The sequence below is a fragment of the Roseomonas sp. OT10 genome (genome assembly GCF_020991085.1).
GTDB classification, from domain to species: Bacteria; Pseudomonadota; Alphaproteobacteria; order Acetobacterales; family Acetobacteraceae; genus Roseomonas; species Roseomonas cutis.
Genome location: NZ_CP087719.1, coordinates 271716 through 294903 on the forward strand (window position 1 = coordinate 271716; position 23188 = coordinate 294903).

At 71.7% G+C, this 23188-nt stretch carries 23 protein-coding genes and 1 pseudogene; 19 read left to right on the top strand and 5 right to left on the bottom strand.

From position 1 onward, the window contains the following. Nucleotides 1-16: 16 nt before the first annotated feature. The 3 genes from LPC08_RS01395 (at nt 17) to LPC08_RS01405 (ending at nt 1416) form a co-directional block, all read left to right on the top strand. Nucleotides 17-268 carry a hypothetical protein gene (locus tag LPC08_RS01395; protein WP_230450949.1) on the top strand — a complete coding sequence of 84 codons (252 nt, stop codon included), beginning with the start codon at nt 17-19 and terminating at the stop codon, nt 266-268. A 115-nt stretch (nt 269-383) separates the two neighbouring features. Further along, on the top strand, nt 384-599 hold the full coding sequence (locus LPC08_RS01400) for a hypothetical protein (protein WP_230450950.1): 216 nt from the start codon (nt 384-386) through the stop codon (nt 597-599). A 13-nt stretch (nt 600-612) separates the two neighbouring features. Next, nucleotides 613-1416 carry a nucleotidyl transferase AbiEii/AbiGii toxin family protein gene (locus tag LPC08_RS01405; protein WP_230450951.1) on the top strand — a complete coding sequence of 268 codons (804 nt, stop codon included), beginning with the start codon at nt 613-615 and terminating at the stop codon, nt 1414-1416. Nucleotides 1417-1871: 455 nt separating this feature from the next. On the opposite strand, the gene LPC08_RS01410 is transcribed toward LPC08_RS01405, so the two are convergent. Then, on the bottom strand, nt 1872-2489 hold the full coding sequence (locus LPC08_RS01410) for a DUF6338 family protein (RefSeq protein WP_230450952.1): 618 nt from the start codon (nt 2487-2489) through the stop codon (nt 1872-1874). Between the two features lie 189 nt (nt 2490-2678). Here LPC08_RS01410 and LPC08_RS01415 point away from each other — a divergent pair, with 189 nt between their 5' ends. From LPC08_RS01415 to LPC08_RS01460, 10 genes are all read left to right on the top strand, one after another. Further along, nucleotides 2679-3881: a phosphoglycerate kinase gene (locus LPC08_RS01415; RefSeq protein ID WP_230450953.1), complete on the top strand. Its 1203-nt coding sequence runs from the start codon at nt 2679-2681 to the stop codon at nt 3879-3881. A 794-nt stretch (nt 3882-4675) separates the two neighbouring features. Further along, nucleotides 4676-6067, top strand: coding sequence for a dihydrolipoyl dehydrogenase (gene lpdA, locus LPC08_RS01420; protein ID WP_230450954.1), 1392 nt, complete (start codon nt 4676-4678; stop codon nt 6065-6067). A gap of 260 nt (nt 6068-6327) precedes the next feature. Continuing rightward, nucleotides 6328-6840 (top strand): RrF2 family transcriptional regulator, encoded by a 513-nt coding sequence (locus LPC08_RS01425; protein ID WP_370643279.1) that lies wholly within the window; start codon nt 6328-6330, stop codon nt 6838-6840. Nucleotides 6841-6850: 10 nt separating this feature from the next. Further along, complete coding sequence (gene sufB / locus LPC08_RS01430; RefSeq protein ID WP_230450956.1) at nt 6851-8347, top strand: Fe-S cluster assembly protein SufB; 1497 nt, start codon at nt 6851-6853, stop codon at nt 8345-8347. A 4-nt stretch (nt 8348-8351) separates the two neighbouring features. Next, on the top strand, nt 8352-9101 hold the full coding sequence (sufC, locus tag LPC08_RS01435; RefSeq protein WP_230450957.1) for a Fe-S cluster assembly ATPase SufC: 750 nt from the start codon (nt 8352-8354) through the stop codon (nt 9099-9101). Then, nucleotides 9098-10399 carry a Fe-S cluster assembly protein SufD gene (gene sufD, locus LPC08_RS01440; RefSeq protein ID WP_230450958.1) on the top strand — a complete coding sequence of 434 codons (1302 nt, stop codon included), beginning with the start codon at nt 9098-9100 and terminating at the stop codon, nt 10397-10399. The genes sufC and sufD overlap by 4 nt, the downstream gene beginning before the upstream one ends. Then, nucleotides 10399-11649: an aminotransferase class V-fold PLP-dependent enzyme gene (locus LPC08_RS01445; RefSeq protein WP_230450959.1), complete on the top strand. Its 1251-nt coding sequence runs from the start codon at nt 10399-10401 to the stop codon at nt 11647-11649. The genes sufD and LPC08_RS01445 overlap by 1 nt, the downstream gene beginning before the upstream one ends. A 24-nt stretch (nt 11650-11673) precedes the next feature. Next, nucleotides 11674-12147, top strand: a complete 474-nt coding sequence (gene sufU / locus LPC08_RS01450) for a Fe-S cluster assembly sulfur transfer protein SufU (protein ID WP_230450960.1) — start codon at nt 11674-11676, stop codon at nt 12145-12147. A gap of 121 nt (nt 12148-12268) precedes the next feature. Then, the gene (locus tag LPC08_RS01455) at nt 12269-12580 is read left to right on the top strand and encodes an SUF system Fe-S cluster assembly protein (protein WP_230452953.1); all 312 of its coding nucleotides are present in this window, start codon (nt 12269-12271) and stop codon (nt 12578-12580) included. A 12-nt stretch (nt 12581-12592) separates the two neighbouring features. Further along, complete coding sequence (locus LPC08_RS01460) at nt 12593-12961, top strand: HesB/IscA family protein (RefSeq protein ID WP_230450961.1); 369 nt, start codon at nt 12593-12595, stop codon at nt 12959-12961. Nucleotides 12962-13030: 69 nt separating this feature from the next. Here the strand turns inward: LPC08_RS01460 and LPC08_RS01465 are convergent, their stop codons facing one another. Next, nucleotides 13031-14284, bottom strand: coding sequence for an aminopeptidase (locus tag LPC08_RS01465; protein ID WP_230450962.1), 1254 nt, complete (start codon nt 14282-14284; stop codon nt 13031-13033). 104 nt (nt 14285-14388) lie between these two features. Between LPC08_RS01465 and LPC08_RS01470 the strand changes: the two genes are divergently transcribed. Continuing rightward, on the top strand, nt 14389-14757 hold the full coding sequence (locus tag LPC08_RS01470; protein WP_230450963.1) for a hypothetical protein: 369 nt from the start codon (nt 14389-14391) through the stop codon (nt 14755-14757). 452 nt (nt 14758-15209) lie between these two features. Here LPC08_RS01470 and LPC08_RS01475 read toward each other — a convergent pair whose 3' ends face one another. Continuing rightward, on the bottom strand, nt 15210-15893 hold the full coding sequence (locus LPC08_RS01475) for a YggS family pyridoxal phosphate-dependent enzyme (protein ID WP_230450964.1): 684 nt from the start codon (nt 15891-15893) through the stop codon (nt 15210-15212). A gap of 98 nt (nt 15894-15991) precedes the next feature. Here LPC08_RS01475 and LPC08_RS01480 point away from each other — a divergent pair, with 98 nt between their 5' ends. From LPC08_RS01480 to LPC08_RS01490, 3 genes are all read left to right on the top strand, one after another. Then, nucleotides 15992-16585: a thiamine phosphate synthase gene (locus tag LPC08_RS01480; protein WP_230450965.1), complete on the top strand. Its 594-nt coding sequence runs from the start codon at nt 15992-15994 to the stop codon at nt 16583-16585. A 130-nt stretch (nt 16586-16715) separates the two neighbouring features. Beyond that, nucleotides 16716-18107 carry a porin gene (locus LPC08_RS01485; RefSeq protein ID WP_230450966.1) on the top strand — a complete coding sequence of 464 codons (1392 nt, stop codon included), beginning with the start codon at nt 16716-16718 and terminating at the stop codon, nt 18105-18107. Nucleotides 18108-18258: 151 nt separating this feature from the next. Next, nucleotides 18259-18783 (top strand): DUF3576 domain-containing protein, encoded by a 525-nt coding sequence (locus tag LPC08_RS01490; protein WP_230450967.1) that lies wholly within the window; start codon nt 18259-18261, stop codon nt 18781-18783. A 539-nt stretch (nt 18784-19322) separates the two neighbouring features. On the opposite strand, the gene LPC08_RS01495 is transcribed toward LPC08_RS01490, so the two are convergent. Next, complete coding sequence (locus LPC08_RS01495; RefSeq protein WP_230450968.1) at nt 19323-19745, bottom strand: hypothetical protein; 423 nt, start codon at nt 19743-19745, stop codon at nt 19323-19325. Between the two features lie 83 nt (nt 19746-19828). After that, nucleotides 19829-21223, bottom strand: coding sequence for an amidase family protein (locus LPC08_RS01500; protein ID WP_230450969.1), 1395 nt, complete (start codon nt 21221-21223; stop codon nt 19829-19831). A gap of 130 nt (nt 21224-21353) precedes the next feature. On the opposite strand from LPC08_RS01500, the pseudogene LPC08_RS01505 reads away from it, so the two are divergent. Next, nucleotides 21354-21911, top strand: a pseudogene (locus tag LPC08_RS01505) (aspartate/glutamate racemase family protein); the annotation flags it as partial. 265 nt (nt 21912-22176) lie between these two features. Beyond that, entirely contained in the window at nt 22177-23121 is a 945-nt protein-coding gene (gene ypfJ / locus LPC08_RS01510) for a KPN_02809 family neutral zinc metallopeptidase (RefSeq protein ID WP_230450971.1), read from the top strand. The last annotated feature ends 67 nt before the right edge of the window (nt 23122-23188 follow it).

Sequence of the window (23188 nt, forward strand, 5' to 3'; positions counted from 1 at the left end):
ATGAAGGATGCAGCCCGTGGACGGCAACAGGGTTCTGCTCAAGCTCTCGCCCCAGGGGCAGGTGACGCTGCGGCGCGGGGTGCGCGAGGCGCTGGGCAACCCACGGCACCTGGAATGCTGGCTGGAGAACGGGACGCTGATGCTGCGGCCGGCGGTGTCCGCCACGCTGGCGGAGGCCGAGGCGCTGTACGGGAAGCACGGCATCACGCGGGACGTGCTGGCGGAGGCGCTGCGGATCGTGCGACGCGGGGCCAGCAGGGTTCTTTGATTATAGTCCTATGACATGAGGCGTGGACGCAAGCAAGGAAACTCCACCCCGGGGGTGCCCCGTTCGCGGAGACGGTAGCCGGCCATCACGTCGCCCATGCTATCCTGGAGCCGCCATGAGCCCAGAGCCAGCACAGGCGGAGGACTTCGCCAGCCTCTACCGTCGCGCCTTCGAGGAATATGGGTCACGCGCGCTGTGGCACATGCGCCCGGTCAGGCATCCGACCCCGGCGGACGCCCTGGCCATCACCCAGGCGTTGCGGACGCATGGACGCATGGACGGGCGTCGACTGGCCGAGCGGATCGAGGCACTCTGCCGTGCCCATCAGTAGGTTCCAGTCGGCGGTGCTGCGGCTCCTGGCGGCGCAGCGCAGCCCCGACAGCTACGTCGCGGGCGGAGTCGCCATCAACCGGCAAGGCCCGCGCTTTTCGGGCGACATCGACATCTTTCACGATTCCGTCGAGCGGCAGGAAAGCGCGGTCAAGGCGGACGAGGCTGCGCTCGCCGCCGCCGGATACGCGCTCACCTGGCCGCCAGGGCAGCGTACCGGCAGGCGCGAGGCGACGATCGAGAAGGCGGGCGAGCGGATGCAGCTCGAATGGGTGACGGATTCCGCCTTCCGTTTCTTCCCGACGCAGCCGGACGAGCTGTTCGGCTACGTGCTGCACCCGGTCGACCTTGCCGCCAACAAGGCATCGGCGGCGGCGGACCGGCGCGTGCCACGCGACATCGTCGATCTCGTCACCATTCATGAGACCATCCTGCCGCTGGGAGCCGTGGTCGCGGCGGCGGTCGGGAAGTTTCCCGGCACCACGCCGGAGGAGATGCTGGCCGAGATCACCCGGCACAGCCGGTTCACGGCGGAGGAGTTCCGGGCGCTGGCGACCGAACAGCCGATCGACGTGCAGGGGCTGCATCGCCGCATCCGCGGCATGATCGAGGAGGCGGAAGCCTTCGTCGGGACGCTGCCGAGCGACGCCGTCGGCTTCGTGTTCCTGGATGGCGGCAAGCCCGTGCAGCCGGACGTGACCGCGCTCGACCGCTATGAACGCAACCCCGGCGCGCCGTCAGGCGTGTGGCCGACCTCCGCCGATATCGGGCGGGCGATGCTCGAACGCCATGGCAGGCCGAAGCCTGCGGGCGGATAGGCCGGGATCGAGGCGAAAGCGGAATCGAGAGTCTGGGGCGGGAGGGTTAGCAAAGCATGGTCGCCATCTACGCCCATACGGCGACCGGAACACGATGGACACGCTGCAAGGTACCTGCATCGTGTCCGCGCGGCGCTTGGTTAAAGGGCTCTGCTCAAGGTCTACCCTGGGGGCAAGTGACGCTGCGGCGCGGCCGGAACAACGCCAGCACGGATGGGAACGTTGACCAAGTACTGCGAGAAATAGCGAACTATTTCTTTGATGGTGTGCCACCAGTCCCGCGGTTGGGAGTCGGTCCAGCCGGTGTACCAACACCCTTCGTGGGCTGGTAGCCACCTTGGATGCCAGGCCGGTCCACAATTGCGCCCGATCCCGGTGTGAAGCCCTTCTGGAGTGGTTGCACTCCGGGTTGATAGCCACGGTGACTAATAATGGAGCGACGCGTGGGCCTATCTTCAGCCATGGTGGCATCCTTTCTGTTCTGGCATGAACTCGATGCTGCGAATCTCGCCAGCGGCGATGAGCAGGCCGCCGCCGAGAGACTCCCAAGCGCCGCTGTCGGCGATGCGATAGGCGTGCGGCACGTAGAGATCGCGTTCTCTCGGATCAGACGAGACAAAGCTTCCCTCGCCGCACCACCCGCCGAACTGTGTGCCATCCTTCAGGACAAGGATGACCCATTCGGCCTTTGTCATGTCCTGGAACTTCCAATCCCAGGCCGTGGGCTGCGGGTGAACGACACGAATCCGGAGCAACCTGAGGATGGATCGAGTCCAGCCCTTGCTCGCATTCAGTCCAAGCAGGGCGCCGAAGAGTGCGGGACCCAGTACCGTCCAAAAGAACCAAGCACCACTGCGGATGTAGGGCGATGATCCGAGGTCTCCGACCCAGGTCATGAAAGGGGCGGAGATTCCGTACCAGACGAGCGAAAGCGCCACGAACGTCAGCATCGTATCTTTCGACACGACCACTCGACCGTGGAGAAACTGTGCCCGTATCCATAAAGCCACGAGGCCGGGGACCAAGAAGGCAGCAACAAGGTTTAAGTGTTCGAGCGACTTAATTTCGCCCATGAGTCCCCCGATTCGGGACAGAACATATCATGCACACGCCCGAATTGCCAGGCGTCGGCTTGTGCCGGCAACTTGGTCATTGGGCTAAAGCCGCCTAGATCCGGGCTTAACTGGCCCTGCCCATGCCCCGATGGTACCAGGGACTCCGTCCGCCGTTCGAAGCCCCTCCCCCGTTTTCAGGACCTTCCCATGCCGGCTTTCCGCACCCTCGACGACCTTGATGCCCAGGGCCAGCGCGTGCTGCTGCGCGCCGACCTGAACGTGCCGGTGCGCGACGGGCAGATCAGCGACTTCACCCGCATCGAGCGCCTCTGCCCCACGATCAAGGAGCTGTCCGACAAGGGCGCGAAGGTCATCATCTGCTCCCACTTCGACCGGCCCAAGGGCAAGGTCGTGCCGGAGATGTCGCTCAAGCCGCTGGCCGCCGCGCTGGAGAAGGCGCTGAACAAGCCGGTTGCCTTCGCGGACGACTGCGTCGGCCCGGTGGCCGAGGCCGCGGTCGCGAAGCTCGCCGACGGCGACATCCTGCTGCTGGAGAACACCCGCTTCCACGCGGGCGAGGAGAAGAACGACCCCGCGCTCGCCCAGGGCCTGGCGAAGCTCGCCGACGTTTACGTGAACGACGCCTTCTCCGCCGCGCACCGCGCCCATGCCTCGACCGAGGGCGTGGCCAGGCTCCTCCCCGCCTATGCCGGCCGGCTGATGCAGCAGGAGCTGGAGGCGCTGGACGCGGCGCTCGGCACCCCCTCGCGCCCCGTCGTCGCCATCGTCGGCGGCGCCAAGGTCTCCACCAAGCTCGACCTGATCGGCAACCTGTCGAGGAAGGTGGACGTGCTGGTGATCGGCGGCGCCATGGCCAACACCTTCCTCGCTGCCCAGGGCTATTCCGTCGGCAAGTCCCTCCAGGAGGCGGAGATGCACGAGACCGCCCTGCGGATGCTGGAGGAGGCGAAGGCCGCCAACTGCAAGGTGCTGCTCCCGGTCGATCTCGTCGTGGCGTCCGAGTTCAAGCCCAACCCCGCCACCCGCACCGTCGCCATCGACAGCGTGCCCGCCGACATGATGGCGCTCGACGTGGGGCCGGAGACGGTGGAGGCGATCGAGGCGGAGCTGCGCAAGGCCTCCACCCTGGTCTGGAACGGCCCGCTCGGCGCCTTCGAGACCCCGCCCTTCGACACCGCCACCGTCGCCGTGGCGCAGACCGTCGCCTCGCTCGGCACCTCCGCCGGGCTGAAGTCCATCGGCGGCGGCGGCGACACCGTCTCCGCCCTGCGCCACGCGGGCGTCCTCGACCGCATGACCTATGTCTCCACTGCCGGCGGCGCCTTCCTGGAATGGCTGGAGGGCAAGACCCTGCCGGGCGTCGCGGCGCTGGAAGCGGCGGTGGGGTAGCGCCGCTGTCCACCCGGGGGAAGGCGCCGCCGGGCGTCGGGGCGGCGTCTCGGCCCCCCCGATTCCCGCTCTCCGCCGGGACCGAGGGTCCACACGGGCTCGGGGCTGACTCCCCGGCGGCTCGTGTCGTCCTGATAATGCCGATGGCGGAATGGCCTGACCCGTGGCGCTGTCGTGGTCGGGCGTCGGACCGGGAGGGGACGCCGTCCCCTCCCAGACCCTCCCCTGCCGGGGCCACAAGCGGGCCCCGGTTCCCGCTGGGAGTCTGGTGCTTCGTGGCTGCCGTCAGCCTGCGGGCTGAACCCTGACGGCGCGCGGACAGGCGGGACTCCGAAAAAGGTTCAGAGCGCGTCAGCGAGAACGGACACCGTACCCGCCGAGGAGCATGGCTCCTCGGCGCCTTGACCCCGTCGCAGGCTGTCCCGCGGCAGCGCCCTTTGGGTCCAGGGCCCGCAGGGTCCTGGCGGAGTGGGGGTACGGGGGCGAGGCAGAGCCTTGCCCCCGGGCCACGCGCGCGGCCCGTGCCGGCACGGACCAGGGCGTCCCGCCGTTCGTATACTGCTTTCGGGCACCCCCCCCCGGCATGGCCTTACGGGCTGGCTCGCCCTGGAAGGTCCGATATCCGGCGGGGTTCGGGGCCAGTCCGTGGCCCTGGCGAAGGGGTTCGCGGGGGAGGCGGGGCCCCTAACGGGGGCTGGCGCCCGCCATGGCGCTCGCTTGCGGACTTCAATCCGCAGGGCTGCCCTGCTAACCCGGGCGGGCTTTCCCGTACGGCACAGGACCATATCCGCATCATGTCCGAGAGCTTCGACCTCATCGTCATCGGCGCCGGCCCCGGCGGCTATGTCTGCGCCATCCGCGCCGCGCAGCTCGGCATGAAGGTGGCCTGCGTGGAGAAGCGCGACACGCTGGGCGGCACCTGCCTGAACATCGGCTGCATCCCCTCCAAGGCGCTGCTGCAATCCTCCGAGAATTACGAGGAGGCGGCGCACCACTTCGCCGAGCACGGCATCGGCGTCGGCCAGCTCACCCTGGACCTGGCCCGCATGCAGGCCCGCAAGGGCGAGGTGGTGGGCGCCAACGTCAAGGGCGTCGAGTTCCTGTTCAAGAAGAACAAGGTCACCTGGTTGAAGGGCGCCGGGAAGATCGTCTCGGCCGGCAAGGTCGAGGTCGAGGGCACGACCTACGAGACGAAGGCCATCGTCATCGCCTCCGGCTCCGACAGCACCCCGCTGCGCGGCGTCGAGGTGGACGAGGCGCAGATCGTCACCTCCACCGGCGCGCTGGAGCTGGAGAAGGTTCCGGGCCATCTGGTCGTCATCGGCGGCGGTGTGATCGGGCTGGAGCTGGGCTCCGTCTGGCGCCGCCTGGGCGCGGAGGTGACGGTGATCGAGTTCCTCGACCGCCTCGTCCCCGGCATGGATGGCGAGATCGCCAAGCAGTCCGAGCGCGTGCTGTCCAAGCAGGGGATCAAGTTCCGGCTGAAGTCCAAGGTCACCGGCGCGACCAAGTCCGCCGAGGGCGTGACCCTGACGGTCGAGCCCGCCGCCGGCGGCGCGGCCGAGGAGCTGAAGGCGGACATCGTCCTGCTGGCCATCGGCCGCCGCCCCTATGTCGAGGGGCTGGGGCTGGACGCGGCGGGCGTGGCGCTGGACGAGCGCGGCCGGGTCAAGGTGGACGGCCACTACGCCACCAACGTCCCCGGCATCTACGCCATCGGCGACGTGATCGCCGGCCCGATGCTGGCCCACAAGGCCGAGGAGGAGGGCGTCGCGGTGGCCGAGATCCTGGCCGGGCAGCATGGCCACGTGAACTACGGCGCCATCCCGGGCGTGGTCTACACTTGGCCGGAGGTCGCCTCGGTCGGCGAGACGGAGGAGCAGCTGAAGGAGCGCGGGCAGGCCTACAAGGTCGGCAAGTTCCCCTTCACCGCCAACGGCCGCGCCCGCGCCATGGGCTCCACGGACGGCTTCGTGAAGATCCTGGCCGACAAGGAGACGGACCGGGTCCTGGGCGCGCACATCATCGGCCCGGATGCCGGCACGCTGATCGCCGAGCTGGTGATGGCGATCGAGTTCGGCGCCTCGGCCGAGGATGTCGCTCGCACCTGCCACGCCCACCCCTCGCTGAACGAGGCGGTGAAGGAGGCGGCGCTGGCCGTGGACGGGCGCGCCCTGCATATCTGACGCGCCACGCCGGCGGGGCGGCCGCCCCGTCCCGCCGGCGCCGTTGCGGCGGGCGATGGAATCGCCTGGAATTCCGGGGCTGGCCTCTGCCCCAATGTCTGCGAACCGTTCGCAACCTATTGGAAGCCTTCGACAAGCGCGGCCGTATCGCGCTTGACAAGACGGGGCCGCCTCCGCATCTGGACGATACCGGACCGCGCTGGTCCGGTTTAGCGCTTCCAGCCCCGGGGGACCTCGCCGCCGTGCTGCGCCTGTCGAAAATGACCGATTACGCGGTCGCCGTCCTGGCCCGCTTGGGAGAGGCCCGCCCGGGGGACGGCCAGGCGGGGGAAAGCCGGTCCGGCGAGAGGCAGGACGCGCTCCGCACGGCCCCGGACCTCGCCGCCGCCACGGGCCTGGGCGAGCCGACCGTCGCCAAGATCCTCAAGATGCTCTCCCAGGCCTGCCTGGTCGAGGGGCTGCGCGGCGCCCGCGGCGGCTATCGCCTGACCCGCCCGCTGGACCGGATCGCGGTGGCGGAGGTGATCGTCGCCATGGACGGCCCCATCGCGCTCACCGCCTGCGTCGATGGCGCCAGCGGCGCCTGCGACGCGGAGGCGCTGTGCCCCGTGCGCGGCCGCTGGGACCCGGTGAACGACGCCATCCGCCACGCCCTGTCCGGCATCACCCTGGCCGACCTGTCCGGCCCGACCTGTCACGCCCATCACGCCGCCGCCCCTGTCGCGGAGGCCGTCGTCCCGGCCCGCGCGCCGGCCGTCGCGGCCGCCGAGTAGAGGACCCCGCATGCCCGCCGTCGCCGAGACGATCGACGCCGTCCAGTCCGTCACCCAGAGCACCTACAAGTGGGGCTTCGAGACGGATATCGAGATGGAGATGGCCCCGAAGGGGCTGAACGAGGATATCGTCCGCTTCATCAGCGCGAAGAAGAACGAGCCGGAATGGCTGCTCGAATGGCGCCTGAAGGCCTTCCGCCTGTGGCAGACCATGGAGGAGCCGCGCTGGCCGGCGGTGAGCTATCCGCCGATCGACTACCAGGACGCCTACTACTACGCTGCGCCGAAGCAGAAGCAGGGACCGAAGTCGCTCGACGAGGTCGATCCCGAGCTGCTGAAGACCTATGCGAAGCTGGGCATCCCGCTGAAGGAGCAGGCCATCCTGGCCGGCGTCGAGGGCGCGGGCGAGAGCCCGGCCGAGGCGCGCATGCCCGTCGCGGTGGATGCGGTGTTCGACAGCGTCTCCGTCGCCACCTCCTACAAGGAGCGGCTGGCGAAGGAGGGCATCATCTTCTGCGCCATCTCCGAGGCGGTGCAGGAGCACCCGGAGTTGGTGCGCCAGTACCTGGGCAGCGTGGTGCCGCAGGGCGACAACTTCTTCGCTGCCCTCAACAGCGCGGTCTTCACCGATGGCAGCTTCGTCTACATCCCCAAGGGCGTCCGCTGCCCGATGGAGCTGTCCACCTACTTCCGCATCAACGCCAAGAGCACCGGCCAGTTCGAGCGGACGCTGATCATCGCCGAGGAGGGCAGCACCGTCTCCTACCTGGAGGGCTGCACCGCGCCGCAGCGCGACGAGAACCAGCTGCACGCCGCGGTGGTGGAGCTGGTCGCTCTGGATGACGCCAGCATCAAGTATAGCACGGTGCAGAACTGGTACCCGGGCGATGAGAACGGCAAGGGCGGCATCTACAACTTCGTCACCAAGCGCGCCGCCTGCCGCGGCAAGCGGTCCAAGGTGTCCTGGACCCAGGTGGAGACGGGTTCCGCCATCACCTGGAAGTACCCCTCCTGCATCCTGCAGGGCGACGACAGCGTGGGCGAGTTCTATTCGGTCGCCATCACCAACAACTGGCAGCAGGCCGATACCGGCACCAAGATGATCCATCTGGGCGCCAACACGAAGTCCACCATCGTCTCCAAGGGCATCAGCGCGGGTCAGGGGCAGAACACCTATCGCGGCCTGGTGAAGATCAGCCCGAAGGCGCGGAACGCCCGCAACTTTACCCAATGCGACAGCCTGCTGATCGGCGACCGCTGCGGGGCGCACACCGTGCCCTACATCGAGAACCGCAGCCTGACCGCCAAGGTGGAGCACGAGGCGACGACCAGCCGCATCGCCGAGGACCAGCTCTTCTACTGCCGCCAGCGCGGCCTCAGCCAGGAGGATGCCGTCGGCCTGATCGTCAACGGCTTCTGCCGCGAGGTGCTGAAGGAGCTGCCGATGGAGTTCGCGGTGGAGGCCCAGAAGCTGTTGCAGATCTCGCTCGAAGGGAGCGTCGGCTAAGACCATGCTGCGTATCGAAGGACTGACCGCCGAGATCGACGGCAAGGAGATCCTCAAGGGGATCGACCTGGAGGTGCCGACCGGCGAGGTGCATGCGGTGATGGGGCCGAACGGCTCCGGCAAGTCCACCCTCTCCTACGTCCTCGCCGGACGCGAGGGCTACGAGGTCACGGGCGGCACCGCCACCTTCGACGGCGTCGACATCCTGGCGATGGAGCCGGAGGAGCGCGCGGCGGCCGGGCTGTTCCTGGCCTTCCAGTACCCGGTGGAGCTGCCGGGCGTGGGCAACGCCAACTTCCTGCGCACCGCGCTGAACGCGCTGCGCCGCGGCCGCGGCGAGCCGGAGCTGGACGCGATGCAGTTCCTCAAGCTGGCGCGCGAGCGCATGCGCGCCCTCTCCATGCCCGAGGACATGCTGAAGCGTGGCGTCAATGTCGGCTTCTCCGGCGGCGAGAAGAAGCGCAACGAGGTGCTGCAGATGGCCCTGCTGCGCCCGAAGCTCGCCATCCTGGACGAGACGGATTCCGGCCTGGACATCGACGCGCTGAAGATCGTGGCCGAGGGGGTGAACGCCGCGCGCGGCCCGGACTTCTCCGCCCTCGTCATCACCCACTACCAGCGCCTGCTGGACCATATCGTGCCCGACCGCGTGCATGTGCTGGCCCATGGCCGCATCGTCACCTCCGGCGGCCCCGAGTTGGCGCACCGGCTGGAGGCCGAGGGCTATGCCGGCGTGCTGGAGGAGGCCGCGTGAGCGCGATCCCCGGCGCGGGCTTTCTCGCCCGCTACGACGGGCTGAAGGACCGGCTGCCCGGCGCCCGCATCCCCGCCATCGCCGCGCTGCGCGAGGCGGCGGCCGAGGCCTTCGGTGCCGCCGGCCTGCCGACGCGGCGGGTGGAGGCTTGGCGCTACACCGATCTCGGCCCCGTGGCGCGGGAAGCCTTCCGCGAGCCGCTGTCGCTGGCCGAGGAGTTCCCGGTCCTGCCACCCGCCCGCTGCGCCGCACGCGCGGTCTTCGTGGACGGCCGCTTCCAGCCGGAGCTGTCCGAGGGGCTGCCGGGCTTCGCCGCGACGCTGGCGGACCGCCTGGCCGAGGTGGCGCCGCTGCTGGCCGCGCCTGGCCCACTGCGCCCGACCGAGGCGCTGAACGCCCTGCTGTTTGAGGACGGGCTGGTGCTCGACCTCGGCGAGGGCGTGCAGGGCGGGGAAGTGGAGCTGCTCTCGCTTGCCTCCGGGCACGCCGTTTCCGGTCAGGGCGCGGCCGTCGCCTTCCACCCGCGCCACGTCGTGCGTCTGGCCAAGGGCGCCTCGCTGACCCTGATCGAGACCTCCACCGGTCCCGAGGGCAGCCGGCACCTGGCCAACCCCGCCTTCGACATCCACGTCGCGGAGGAGGCGCACATGGTCCATGTCCGCATCCAGCGCGAGCCGGCGACGGCCTTCCACCTGGGCCATGTCAGCGTCGGCGTGGGCGCGCGCGGCACTTATGACAGCTTCTCGCTGAACGCCGGCGCCCGGGTGGCACGGAGCGAGATGCGCCTCGCCTTCGCGGGCGACCACGCCCAGGCGCATCTCAACGGCGCGCAGCTCGCGGCGGGCGAGCAGGTCGCCGACATCACCAGCGGCATCGACCACGCGCATCCGAACTGCGACAGCCGGCAGACGGTGAAGACCGTGCTGGCCGGCCGGGCGCGCGGCGTGTTCCAGGGGAAGATCCTGGTCCGTCGCCCGGCGCAGAAGACGGACGGCTACCAGATGAACCAGGCTCTGCTGCTTTCCGAGCAGGCGGAGATGGACAGCAAGCCGCAGCTGGAGATCTACGCCGACGACGTGAAGTGCAGCCACGGCGCGACCGTGGGCGCGCTGGACGAGGGGCAGCTCTTCTACCTGCGCTCGCGCGGCATTCCGGCCGCCCCGGCCCGGGCCATGCTGGTGCGCGCCTTCCTGGCCGAGGCGATCGAGACGGTGGCCAGCGAGCCCGGCCGCGCCGCGCTGGAGGAGGCGGTGGAGTCCTGGTGGGCCGCGCACGAGACGGTGGCGGAGGCCGCGTGATGGACGGCCTCGTCACCCCCGTGCGGCCCGGCTTCGACGTGGCGCGCATCCGACAGGATTTCCCGATCCTGTCCACGACGCATCGCGGCAAGCCGCTGGTCTTCCTGGATTCCGGCGCCTCGGCGCAGAAGCCGCGTGTGGTGATCGAGGCGATGGTGCGGATGATGGAGACGGCCTATGCCAACGTCCATCGCGGCGCCTACCACCTGAGCGAGGCGGCGACCGAGGCCTACGAGGCCGCGCGCCGCGCCGCCGCGCGCTTCGTCAACGCGGCCGACGAGCGGGAGATCGTGCTGACCGGCACGGGCTCCACCCAGGCGATCAACCTCGTCGCGCATTGCTACGGCAAGGTGATGCGCCCGGGGCAGGCGGTGCTGGTGTCCGAGATGGAGCACCACGCCAACCTCGTCCCCTGGCAGATGCTGCGCGACGAGCGGGGGATCGAGCTGCGCATCGCCCGCGTGACCGATGCGGGCGAGCTGGACATGGCCGATCTGGAGGCGAAGCTCGCCGACGGCAAGGTCGGGCTGGTCGCCGTCACCCACATGTCCAACGTGCTGGGCACGGTGACGCCGGTGGAACGCATCGCGGCCCTCGCCCATGCCCATGGCGCGAAGGTGCTGTTCGACGGCAGCCAGGGTGCGGTGCACCGCAAGGTGGACGTGCAGGCGATGGGGGCGGATTTCTACGTCTTCACCAGCCACAAGCTGTACGGACCGACCGGGCTGGGCGTGCTGTACGGGAAGCTGGAGCTGTTGGAGCGGATGCCGCCCTTCATGGGCGGCGGCGACATGATCACCGAGGTCTCGCTGGAGCGCTCGCTCTACGCCCCGCCGCCGCTGCGCTTCGAGGCGGGCACGCCGCCGATCGTCGAGGCGATCGGGCTGCATGCCGCGATCGACTATGTCGAGGCGATCGGCATGGAGGCCATCGAGGCGCATGAGCGCGCGCTGGTGGACCACGCCATGGCGAGGCTCTCCGACCTCGACGGCGTGACCCTGCTGGGCCGGGCGCAGGACCGCGGCGGGGTCTTCGCCTTCGCGCTGGACAACGCGCACAGCCACGACCTGGCGACCCTGCTCGACCGCGTCGGCATCTGCGTGCGCTCGGGCCGGCACTGCGCCGAGCCGCTGCATGCGCGCTTCGGCGTGGACAGCACCTGCCGTGCCTCCTTCGGCCTGTACACGACGACGGAGGAGATCGACACGCTCGCCGAGGCGCTGGCCCAGGCACGGGAGTTTTTTCGATGAGCGGGCGATGAAGGCGGGACGCTGATGTTCGACGACCTGCGCGACCTCTACCAGGAGGTCATCCTCGACCACGGGCGCAAGCCACGGAACTTCCGCCGGCTCGACGATGCCGACCGCACCGCGCGCGGCGACAACCCGATGTGCGGCGACCGGATGACGCTCTGGGTGAAGCTGGACGGCGACCGGCTTGCCGACGTCGCCTTCGAGGGCAAGGGCTGCGCCATCTCCATGGCCAGCGCCTCGCTGATGACGGAGACGGTGCGCGGCAAGACGGAGGCCGAGGCGCATGAGCTGGCGGCGAAGTTCCGCGAGCTGGCGATGACCGGCACCTGCCCGGATTGCGGGCCGGCGCTGGCCGACGAGATGGAGCGCCTGCAGGTGCTGGGCGGCGTGGCGGAATTCCCCTCCCGGGTGAAGTGCGCGACGCTCGCCTGGCACACGCTGAACGCCGCGCTGGACAGCCGGCCGGGCGAGACGAAGGAGGCGAGCAGTGAGTGACGGATCCTCCGAGCCGCGCGTGGAGCGTCCCTTCGGCCCGCCGCCCTCGGCCCCGAACCGGGCGCCGGACCCCGCGCCCGTCACGGCGGAGCGCCACGGCGTCTGGACGCCGGAGGGCGAGGTGCGGCCGAAGGTGGACGAGGAAAAGGTCCTGTCCATGTGCAAGACCGTCTTCGACCCCGAGATCCCGGTGGATATCTACGAGCTGGGGCTGATCTACGCGATCGACATCGAGGATGACGGCAAGGTCAAGGTCGAGATGACCCTGACCACCCCCTCCTGCCCCTCGGCACAGGAGCTGCCGAGCCAGGTGGAGGAGGCGATCCGCTTGGTGGACGGCGTGACGGACGTGAAGGTGGAGGTCGTCTGGGACCCCCCCTGGGACCAGTCGCGCATGAGCGAGGATGCCCGCCTCGCGCTCAACATGTACTGAAAGGGGGACGCGATGAGCACCACCACCACCGCCCCGAGGCCGAAGCGTGCCCTGCCGCCGCTGATGAACCTGTCCGACGCCGCAGCCGACCGGCTGCGCGCCATGTACGAACGCGCCGAGGGCTCGAAGCTGCTGCGCGTCGCCGTGCGCGCCAAGGGCTGCTCCGGCCTGTCCTACGACCTGTCCTGGGTCGACGCGGCGGGGCCGAACGACGAGGTGGTGACGGACAAGGGCGTGACGCTGCTGGTCGACCGCAAGGCGACGCTCTACCTGATCGGCACCACCATGGACTACGAGGTGAAGGCGATGTCCGCGGGCTTCGTCTTCACCAACCCGAACGAGAAGGGCCGCTGCGGCTGCGGCGAGAGCTTCCACGTGTGATCCCGGCCTGACGCCGGGCGATGGTCCCTGGCCGGCGGCCTCCGCCCCGGCCCCTCGGGCCGGGCGGCGTCAGTCCGCCCATTCCCCGCCGCGCATCACCGGCTCGGCCGCGCCCTCGGCGGTGATGCCGTCCACGTCCACCTCGCCGGAGCCGATCATCCAGTCGATGTGGATCAGGCTGGAATTGCCGCCCCGGGCCGTGAAGCCCTCCGGCGTCAGGCTGGCGGCGTCGCGGAAGCAGGTCTTGTAGGCCTGGCCGAGGGCGATGTGGCTCGCGGCGTTCTCGTCGTAGAGCGTGTTGAAGAACAGCAGCCCGCTCTTCGAGATGGGCGAGGAATGCGGCACCAGCGCCACCTCGCCCAGCCGCCGCGCGCCCTCGTCCGTGTCCAGCACCTTGTTCAGCACCTCCGCCCCGGTGCGCGCCGTGGCCTCGACGATCCGCCCTCCCTCGAAGCGCACGGCGATGTCCCGGATCAGCGTGCCCTGGTAGGAGAGCGGCTTGGTGCTGCGGACATGCCCCTCCACCCGCGCGGCGTGCGGGGTGGTGAAGACCTCCTCGGTGGGGATGTTGGGGTTGCAGACCAGGCCGTTGCGGGCCGTCTCCGCCCCGCCCATCCAGGCATGGCCCTCGGCCAGCCCCACGGTCAGGTCCGTCCCCGGCCCGCGGAAGCGCAGGGCGGCGTAGTCCCGGCCGGTCAGCCGCTTCCGGCGCCCGTGCAGGGCTGCGTTGTGCGCGGCCCAGGCGGCAATGGGATCGGGCGCATCGACGCGGGAGGCGGCGAAGATCGCGTCCCACAGCTTCGCCACCGCCTGTGCCTCCGGCTCGCCCGGGAAGACAGCGCGCGCCCAGGCGGGTGAGGCGAAGGAGGTGATGTTCCAGTTGATGTCGAAGTTCACGATTCGCTCCAGCGCCGGCAGATAGGCCTTGGAGCGGGCGCGGTTGGCGCGGGCGACCTTCTCCGGGTCCTCCTTCGCCAGCAGCGAGGGGTCCTCGCCGCTGATCGCCAGCCGCGCGGCACCGTCGCGATAGGCGGCGGCCATGCCGTCGAACAGCCAGCCGGTGGCGCGGTCGAAGCTCTCCTCCGGCGCGTGGCGGAAGCGCATCAGCGTCGCCTCCTCGTCCGTATAGAGGGCCGTCACCAGCGCGGCGCCGGCGCGGTAGGCGTGCTCGGTGATCCGCCGGGCCAGCGGCAGGGCGTCGAGCGGGGCGGTCATCACCAGCTCCTGCCCCGGGGCCAGGCCCAGCCCGACCTTCACCGCCACCTCGGCGAGGCGGTCCAGCCGGGCGGCGAAGGCGGCGGCTTCGGGAAGGGCGTCGGTCATGGGGTCTCTCCAGGCGGACGGGGATCAGAAGACCCGTTCGCCGCCCCAGGCAAGGGGAGTCTCCTTGCACCGCCCGTTAAGCCCTGCGCCCCTAGGTTGCCAGGGTGCGACCGAAGAACCCCGCCTGCCTCCTGCTGCCGCTGAGCCTGCTCCTCGCCGGCTGCGACGCCTTCCTGGGCTGGGGGGCGGCGGTCAACGTGGTGTCGCTCACCACGGTCGGGCGCACCGTGCCGGACCTCGTGGTGTCCGCGGTGACGGGACGCGACTGCTCGATCGCCCATATCGACGCGGGGGAGACACGCTACTGCCGCGCCGACCCGCTGCCGTCCGCCGCCTCCTATTGCACGCGAAGCCTGGGTGGCATCGACTGCTGGTCCTCCCCGCCGCCAGGCCTGCCGCCACCGCGCCCCGTGGCAGATGCGCCGCCGGTCCCGGCCGTGGAGCCACAGCGCTGGCCGCTGAACCGGCTCTGATCCCAACGGCGGGATGGGGCTGACCCGTCGTGCCGTCGTGTTCCGGCGTCGGACTGGGAGGGGACGCCGTCCCCTCCCGGACCCTTCCCTGCCGGGGCCACAAGCGGGCCCCGGTCCCCGCTGCGAGTTGGTGGCTCTACGCAGTAGGCGTCAGCCTCCGGGCTGAACCCTGACGGAGCGCGGACAGGCGGAACGCTGGATAAAGCTTCAGAAGGCGCCCGCGAGGGCTGCGTCCGTGCCCGCCGAGGAGCCATGCTCCTCGGCGCCTCGACCCCGTCGCAGGCTGTCCCGCGGCAGCGCCCACCGGGTCCAGGGCCCGCAGGGTCCTGGCGGAGTGGGGGTACGGGGGCGAGGCAGCGCCTTGCCCCCGGGCCACGGGCGCCAGTCCGGCAGACGTCAGCGCATCACGCCGCGCGTATGAGGCCGTGGCCTCGGTATGGCCCTGCGCCGGGTCAGGCCGGGTAGGGGCGGGAACCAAAGATGGCGCTGCCCACGCGGACATGGGTGGCGCCCTGGGCGATGGCGGCCTCGAAATCGCCGCTCATCCCCATGGACAGGGTGCGCAGTCCCTCGCGCGCCGCCAGCCCGGCCAGCCAGGCGAAATGCGGCGCCGGGTCCTCGTCGGCGGGCGGGATGCACATCAGCCCGTCGATGGCGAGCCCGTACTCGTCGCGGCAGGCGCGCAGGAAGGCGGCCGCCCCGGCCTTCGGTACCCCGGCCTTCTGCGGCTCCTCGCCGGTGTTCACCTGGACCAGCAGGCGGGGCGCCCGTCCCTCCTTGGCGATGGCCTCGGCCAGGGCGGCGGCCAGCTTCGGGCGGTCCAGGCTTTCGATGACATCGGCGATGCGCACGGCATCGCGGGCCTTGTTGGTCTGCAGCGCGCCGATCAGGTGCAGCCGCAGGGCCGGATGCGCCGGGCGGAGCGGCGGGAACTTGGCCATCGCCTCCTGCACCCGGTTCTCGCCGAAGGCCTCCTGGCCGGCCGCCAGCGCCTGCGCCACGCTCCCGGCGGGATGGGTCTTCGACACGGCCACCAGCTGCACCGAGTCCCGCGGCCGGCCGGCCCGTTCGCAGGCCCTGGCGATCCTGGCGCGGACGCGGTCGAGGGCGGCGGCGATATCCTGCGGCTGATCCATGGGGAGAGGGAGATAACGGCCTGGGCATCGCGACGATAGACGGCGCGGTCCGTCGCCTGCGCCCCCCGCCCGGCTCGCGCGCGCCGCGGCTGTGGCTGGTGACCGATTCGCGGCGCCTGCCCGACCCGCTGGCCGCCGCCGCCGCCCTGCCGCCGGGCTCGGCGGTCCTGGCGCGCGACCTGCCGGCGGCGATGCTGCGCCGCCTGGCACCGCTCTGCCGCCGGCACCGGCTGGCCCTGGTGGTCAGCGGCGACGGCCGCGCGGCGCTGGCGCACCGGGCCGGGCTGCACCTGCCCGACCGGCGCGGAGTCGCGGGGCTGCTGCCCTGGCTGCTGGCCCGGCGCGGCCGGCGTGGCCCGGCGCGGCCGCTGCTCAGCGCCGCCGCCCATGGCCGCCGGGGGCTGGCGCGGGCCAGGCGGCTGGGGGCGGACGTCGTGCTGCTCTCGCCCGTCTTCCCGACGGCGAGCCATCCCGGGGCACCGGCCCTGGGGCCGCTGCGCTGGGCGGCGCTGGCGCGGCGGGCGGGACGGCCGGCCATCGCCCTGGGCGGGATGACGGCCCGCGGAACGCGACGCCTGCCGCGGCGGGCCGGCGGGGTGGCGGCGCTCGCCGGGTTGTGTCGGCCTCGCCACACTGTCTCGCAGAAGTCGCGGGGTGGGTCCGGCAACCATTGCCCCCCGCGAACGGGCTGACCCATAGTCCGCCCGGACCTGGCCCCGCCGAGCGCATCCGTGATGCTTCGTCAGGGGGCATTCTGCCAGGGGGGCAGGCGGGTCGAGGGAACAGCCGGGCCATGGGCCTGGTGCGTGAGGAGGATTTGGGATGCGCAAGCTTTTGCTGGGATCGACCGCGGTGGCCGCCGCGGCGCTGTTCGCGCCGCAGGACGCGCTGGCGCAGGCGGCCGACCCCTTCCTGCCGCCGGGCCCGCCGATGATGTCCCAGCGCGCCCTTGAGGTTCGCGTGGGCGGCTATTTCCGCTTCAACTACAGCTTCACGGACCAGGACGGCTCGGGCTCCAACGGCACGGCCCTGCCGGTCCCCGCCGGCGCCGCGCCGGTCACGGCGCTGACCCCGACGGCCGGCCGCCATTCCGCCAACACCGGCAAGTCTGACTTCTCGTCCGACGCCGAGATCCACATCACCGCGAACGGCAAGGCCGCCAACGGCCTCCGCTACGGTGGCGCGATCGAGCTGCAGGTCGACCAGAACGACGGCGCCGGCGTGGCCGGCACCCGCACCAACGGCGGCAGCAAGACCACCGTCGACACGGACGAGATGTGGATGTTCGTGGCCGGCACCTACGGCCAGCTGCGCTTCGGCGACGAGGACGGCCCGCTGGGCGGCCTGATGAACTCCGGTCACGTCACCAACTTCGCCACCGGCGGCGTCGACGGCGACTGGTTCGACAGCGTGATCGTGGGCGTCCGCAACAGCACCTTCTTCGCCGGCGACGTCGGCGACAACACCAAGATCATCTACCTGTCGCCGCAGTTCTTCGGCTTCGACGTCGGCGCCAGCTTCGCCTTCAACAACGGCGAGGGCGAGGACACGGGCTGCGTCCTGATCTACGCGACCGCGAACTGCGACCGCGCGAACCAGTTCTCCGGCACGGGCCGCGCGAACCAGTTCTTCGGCACGCCGCGCCGCCGCAACGAGACGCAGCTCGCCGCCCGCTGGCGCGGGTCCTTCGGCGGCGTCGGCATCGCCGTGACCGGCGGTGCGATCCTGGCCGACCCGACCAAGGTCATGCCGGCGGTTCCGGGCCTGGCCGCGACGAACAGCGCCATGTCCTACCGCGTCTACGAAGCCGGCGCGCAGGTCTCCGCCTTCGGCGCGCTGGTCGGCGGCTGGTACCGCTGGGGCCCGGCGAACGGCGGCACCCCGCTGCAGAACGCCGGCGGCTCGATCGTCGATACCCGTGACCTGAGCGAGTACTTCGTCGGCGCGTCCTACACCTTCGGCGACATCACGGTCGGCGCGAACTACTACAACCTGCTGACCGCCGGTTCGCAGTCGGTCCTCGGCGGCCGCCGCGAGAGCGCGTGGTCGGTGGGCGCCACCTACCGCGTCGCGCCGGGCCTGGAGCTGGTGGCCGACTACACCAACGCCCAGCGCCGGGAGAGCGGCTTCGACTTCCTGGCCGGCTCCTCCGGCTCCGCCAACAACAAGGTGGACGCCCAGGTCGTCATCGTCGGCACCCGCATCGCCTTCTGATCGGGCGACCGGACCGGAACGGGGAAGGGCGGCAGGGCAACCTGCCGCCCTTCTTCTTTCCCGCTTTTCATCATGGCGCCTTGCGGTTTCTTGTGACCGGCGCCGCACGGCCCCTTGCGCCGGGCGCGCCGCTGCATACTGTGCCGCCGCCATGACATATCCCCGCCTCGCAGCCCTGGCGCTGCTTCCGGCCCTGCTGATCGGTTGCGGGCAGACGCGCCAGGTCGGCAATGACGAATACGGTGACAACAGCGGACGCTCCCGCGTGGCGGGCCGTCTGGGCGGGTCGGATGGCATCCTGCTCTTCGGGACGGACCGGTCCAACCGGAACGCCGCCGGGGATGCGGGGGCGGGCCTCGGCGTCAACGCCTATCTCTGGCGCGCCAGCCTCGACACCCTGTCCTTCATGCCGCTGGCCTCCGCCGATCCCTTCGGCGGCGTGATCATTACCGACTGGTACTCGCCGCCCTCCGCCCAGGGTGAGCGTTTCCGCGCCACGGCCTATATCCTGGGCCGCCAGCTCCGCTCGGACGGCGTGCGAATCTCCGTCTTCAAGCAGGAACTGCGGGGCAGCACCTGGCAGGATGCCCCGGTGGCCGCAGCGACAGCGACGGAGCTGGAGGACAAGGTCCTCGCCCGCGCCCGCGAACTGCGTAGCCAGACCGCCTCGAACTGATCCTCCGGCCCCGGGGGTATGCCGCCGCCGGAGCCCCGGGGCCGGACACGGCACGAGAGCTGCGGCCCTTCGGCGGCAACCCCCTCCAAGCGGGCCTCCCTGGCAGCAACGGCCTGCCTCATACGGATGGCGTGTTGCGCCGGTTCGTGCCGGCGCGGGGTGCTTCCGTGGCCCGGGGGCAAGGCTCTGCCTCGCCCCCGTACCCCCACTCCGCCAGGACCCTGCGGGCCCTGGACCCGATTGGCGCTGCCGCGGGACAGCCTGCGACGGGGTCACGGCGCCGAGGAGCCATGCTCCTCGGCGGGGACGGCCTCAGCCCTCGCTGACGCCCTCTGAAGCTTTTTCGGAGTCCCGCCTGTCCGCGCTCTGTCAGGGTTCAGACCGCAGGCTGACGGCAGCCGCGTAGAGCCAACTCCCAGCGGGGACCGGGGCCCGCTTGTGGCCCCGGCAGGGGAGGGTCTGGGAGGGGACGGCGTCCCCTCCCGGTCCACCGCCCGAACACCACAGCACGAAGGGTCAGCCCCATCCCGCCGTCGGGATCAGTCCTTCATGGAACCGATCGTCGTCCCGTAGCCGTAGTCATAGGCTGCCGGCGGCGCGCGGTGCCAAGCGTCCGGCCGGTAGACCACGGGCGGCGGCTGATAGACCACCGGCGGGGGCTGGTACATCACGGGCGGGGGCGGGGCGTAGACCACGGGTGGGGGCGCGTAGACCACCGGCGGCGGTGCATAGGCGGCCGGAGGCGGCGCCAGGGCTGCGCCCAGGGCCAGCGCGCCGAGCACGCCGACGCCCAGGCCGATGGCTGCGGCGGCGCCTGCATCGGAACCGCGGTGATGATGGTAGTAGCCGGGCCCGCCCCAGCCGGGGCCGCCCCAGGGGCCGCGCTGGGCCTGGGCGGGCAGTGCGGCGGCGGTGCCCAGCAGGGCGGTGGCGGCGATGGCGGCAATCCGGAGGGTGCGCATGTCCATATCCTCGATGGGGGGAAGGTGGGCACGCGCCGTGGCGGAATCGAGGCGCCGGTGTGGAGCGGCCGGCGCGAAGCGTGTCAAAGCGTGACCGGCTCCACCGGGGTGATCGGCCGTGGCGCGATCACCTCTCCGGCCGCCAGCAGCAGGTCCTCGCGGTAGCGCCCGGCGATGAGCTGCACCCCCATCGGCGCCGCGGAGTCGCCGCTGGTGGCGACGCTCAGCCCCGGCAGGCCCATCAGCGGCAGGCCGACCTGGACCAGCTGCGCCTCCATCACCCGCGCGAAGGCCGACTCGCTCTCCACGTCGAGCTGGTCCGGGAAGGGCGGCTCGGCGGACACGGGCAGCAGGACCACCGGATAGCGCTCCAGGAACAGGCTCCACTGTCGCAGGAAGCCCGCCCGGGCCTGGAGCCCGTCCTGGAAGAGGTTCAGGTCCGGCGCGGGGCAGAGCGACTCCATGCAGCGGAAGACGAAGCTGGCATCCGGGTCCGCCTCCTCCACCAGCGCCTTGTTCAGCCCGCGCCGGGACTCGGCCAGCCAGAGCATGGCCTGCAGCCGCGCCGGCTCGCGCAGCGGCGGGCAGGGGGTCTCCACCACCGTCCAGCCGGATTCCTGCAGGGCCAGGGCGGCGGCGCGCAGCGCCTTCTCCACCTCGGGCGTGGTGGCCAGCCCCTCGGGCCGCACGCAGAGCGCCGCGCGCCGCGGGGCGGGCGGCCCCTCCAGCGGGGCCGGCACCCACCAGGGGTCGCGGGCATCGGGCGCGGCCATGGCGGCGAGCGCGGCGCGGATGTCCGGGATGGAGCGCGCCAGCGGGCCGGAGACCGCCATCAACTGCGCCCCGATCGCCCGCTCCGGGCCCGAGGCGTTGAAGGCTGCGACGCGCCCCAGCGTCGGCCGCAGCCCATGGATGCCGCAGGCATAGGCGGGGTAGCGGATGGAGCCGCCGATATCCGTCCCGTGTCCGATCGCCCCGATCCCCGCCGCCGTGGCCGCGGCCGCCCCGCCGGAGGAGCCGCCCGGCGTCAGGCCCGGGTCGCGCGGGTTGCGGGTGTGGCCGTGCAGGCTGTTGCGGGTGAACCAGCGCAGCGAGAAGGCGGGGGTGTTGGTCCGTCCCAGCACCACCGCGCCGGCCCGGCGCAGGTTGCCCACCACCGGGCTGTCCTCCTTCGCCAGCAGCGCGCGCTGCAACCGCAGCCCGTTGGTGGTGGGGTAGCCCGCCTGGTCGACATTGACCTTGATCGTCACCGGCACGCCGGCCAGCGGGCCGGGGTCCTCGCCCCGGCCCAGGGCGGCATCCACGGCCCGGGCCGCCGCCAGGACCTCCTCCGGCCGGTGCTCCACCACCGCGTTGATCGCCGGATTGGCCGAGTCCAGCCGGGCGAGGGCGTCGCGTGCCACCTCCTCGGCCGAGATGTCGCGGGCCCTCACCCGGGCGGCGAGGTCGGTGGCGGTCAGGCGCCAGGATTCGGTCATGGGTCGGGTCCAGCCAGGTTCCGTCCGCCGCATGGGAGCCCCGGCACGCCGCCGGGGCAAGCCGCGGCCCGCCGCAGAGGCGTGCCAAGGCGATTGACCCGGCGCGGCGCGGCTGGCGATGGTGGCCGCGATGAAGCTCCTCCTCGCCAATGCCAACACCACCCAGGCCATCACCGACCTCTGCGCCGAGGCGGCCCGCGCCGCCGCCGCGCCGGGGACGGAGATCCTTCCCGCCACGCCGCGCTTCGGCCCGGCGGTGATCTCCAGCCGGGCGGAGAATGCCATCGCCGGCCATGCCGTGCTGGATCTGCTGGCGGAGCATGCCGGGCAGGTGGACGCGGTGGTGCTGGCCGTCTCGCACGACACGGCGCTGGATGCGGCGCGGCAGCTCATGCCCTGCCCGGTGGTCGGCATGACCGAGGCCGCCTGCTTCACCGCCTGCCTGCTCGGCACCCGCTTCGGGCTGGTCACCTTCGGCAACGGCGCGATGTATGGCGAACTGATCGCCCGCCACGGCCTGACGACCCGCTGCGTCGGGGTGGAGGGGGTGGCGGCCACCCCGGCCGAGGCGCTGGCCGATCCCGGGGGCGTCGCGGACAAGGTGGCGGCCGGGATCGGACGGCTGGCAGCGGCCGGGGCGGATGCGGTGGTGCTGGGCGGCGCCGCGCTGGCCGGCATGGAGCCGCGGCTGCGCGGCCGCGTCGAGCTGCCGCTGCTGGAGGGAATCGCCTGCGGCGTGCGCATGGCGGAGGCGCTGGTGCGGGCGGCGCCGCGCAAGCCGGGCCAGGGCAGCATGGCAGCGCCCGCGGGCCGTGCCTCGGTGGGGCTGTCGCCGGCCCTGGCGGCGCTGCTGAACCGCTGACGCCGGCGGCCAGCCCACCCGGGCCGTGGCGGCCGCCATGGCAACCCCGGCCCGGCGGGCTACGTTGCCGGCCGCAGAGGAGGGATACCGCATGCGTCTCGATGGTCCGGAAAGCCAGAATGTGGAGGACCGGCGCGGCCAGGGCGGTGGCTTCGGCGGCGGCACGGGGGGGCGCGGCTTCCGCATCCCCATTCCGACGGGGGGCGGTGGCGGCATCCGTGTCGGCGGCGGCCTGGGCGGCATCGCCATCCTGCTGATCGCCCTGTTCCTGGGCGTCGACCTCACCGGCCTGGTGGGCGGCGACGATCCTTCCGTCCAGCCGGCGCCGCAGGAGCGGCGGATCGACCCTGGCCAGACGGCGAATCCGGGCGATGCCCGCAACCCCTCGCAGGATGCCGGGCGGCGCTTCGTCGGGCAGGTGCTGGGCGAGACGGAGCAGGTCTGGCGCGACCAGTTCGCCCGGGCGGGCCGGACCTACCAGGAGCCGACGCTGGTGCTGTTCTCCAACTACACCCGGTCGGGCTGCGGCGACGCGGAGGCGCAGACGGGGCCGTTCTACTGCCCGCTCGACCAGAAGGTGTACATCGACCTGGACTTCATGGCGCAGCTCCAGCGCCGCCTGGGGGCGCAGGGCGACTTCGCCGCCGCCTACATCATCGCGCACGAGGTCGGGCATCACGTGCAGAACCAGCTCGGCGTCCTGCAGCGTGCGCGCGAGGCGCAGCAGCGCTACGGCGGCGGGGTGGAGGCGAACCAGATCCAGGTGCGCGTCGAGCTGCAGGCCGACTGCCTCGCCGGCGTCTGGGCGTATCACGCCAACCGCGAGCGCAACATCCTCGAGGAGGGCGACCTGGAGGAGGGGCTGAACGCGGCGGCCGCCGTGGGCGACGACCGGCTGCAGCGCCAGGCGCGCGGCACGGTGCAGCCGGAGAGCTTCACCCATGGCTCCTCGGCCCAGCGGGTGCGCTGGTTCCGGCGCGGCTTCCAGAACGGCAACATCAGCGCCTGCGATACCTTCGGGGCGCAGCAGCTCTGACGGGAAGCCGGACGGCGGTGGCCGTCCGGCCAATCCCGAGCAGGCGCAGGCGGGCACCCCGGGCGGT

Excerpts from the sequence above, each read along its gene's own strand:
- LPC08_RS01400 (WP_230450950.1), top strand. The coding sequence starts at position 384 with ATGAGCCCAGAGCCAGCACAGGCGGAGGACTTCGCCAGCCTCTACCGT.
- LPC08_RS01410 (WP_230450952.1), bottom strand. The coding sequence starts at position 2,489 with ATGGGCGAAATTAAGTCGCTCGAACACTTAAACCTTGTTGCTGCCTTC.
- LPC08_RS01415 (WP_230450953.1), top strand. The coding sequence starts at position 2,679 with ATGCCGGCTTTCCGCACCCTCGACGACCTTGATGCCCAGGGCCAGCGC.
- lpdA (WP_230450954.1), top strand. The coding sequence starts at position 4,676 with ATGTCCGAGAGCTTCGACCTCATCGTCATCGGCGCCGGCCCCGGCGGC.
- LPC08_RS01425 (WP_370643279.1), top strand. The coding sequence starts at position 6,328 with ATGACCGATTACGCGGTCGCCGTCCTGGCCCGCTTGGGAGAGGCCCGC.
- sufB (WP_230450956.1), top strand. The coding sequence starts at position 6,851 with ATGCCCGCCGTCGCCGAGACGATCGACGCCGTCCAGTCCGTCACCCAG.
- sufC (WP_230450957.1), top strand. The coding sequence starts at position 8,352 with ATGCTGCGTATCGAAGGACTGACCGCCGAGATCGACGGCAAGGAGATC.
- LPC08_RS01445 (WP_230450959.1), top strand. The coding sequence starts at position 10,399 with ATGGACGGCCTCGTCACCCCCGTGCGGCCCGGCTTCGACGTGGCGCGC.
- sufU (WP_230450960.1), top strand. The coding sequence starts at position 11,674 with ATGTTCGACGACCTGCGCGACCTCTACCAGGAGGTCATCCTCGACCAC.
- LPC08_RS01460 (WP_230450961.1), top strand. The coding sequence starts at position 12,593 with ATGAGCACCACCACCACCGCCCCGAGGCCGAAGCGTGCCCTGCCGCCG.
- LPC08_RS01465 (WP_230450962.1), bottom strand. The coding sequence starts at position 14,284 with ATGACCGACGCCCTTCCCGAAGCCGCCGCCTTCGCCGCCCGGCTGGAC.
- LPC08_RS01475 (WP_230450964.1), bottom strand. The coding sequence starts at position 15,893 with ATGGATCAGCCGCAGGATATCGCCGCCGCCCTCGACCGCGTCCGCGCC.
- LPC08_RS01485 (WP_230450966.1), top strand. The coding sequence starts at position 16,716 with ATGCGCAAGCTTTTGCTGGGATCGACCGCGGTGGCCGCCGCGGCGCTG.
- LPC08_RS01490 (WP_230450967.1), top strand. The coding sequence starts at position 18,259 with ATGACATATCCCCGCCTCGCAGCCCTGGCGCTGCTTCCGGCCCTGCTG.
- LPC08_RS01495 (WP_230450968.1), bottom strand. The coding sequence starts at position 19,745 with ATGCGCACCCTCCGGATTGCCGCCATCGCCGCCACCGCCCTGCTGGGC.
- LPC08_RS01500 (WP_230450969.1), bottom strand. The coding sequence starts at position 21,223 with ATGACCGAATCCTGGCGCCTGACCGCCACCGACCTCGCCGCCCGGGTG.
- ypfJ (WP_230450971.1), top strand. The coding sequence starts at position 22,177 with ATGCGTCTCGATGGTCCGGAAAGCCAGAATGTGGAGGACCGGCGCGGC.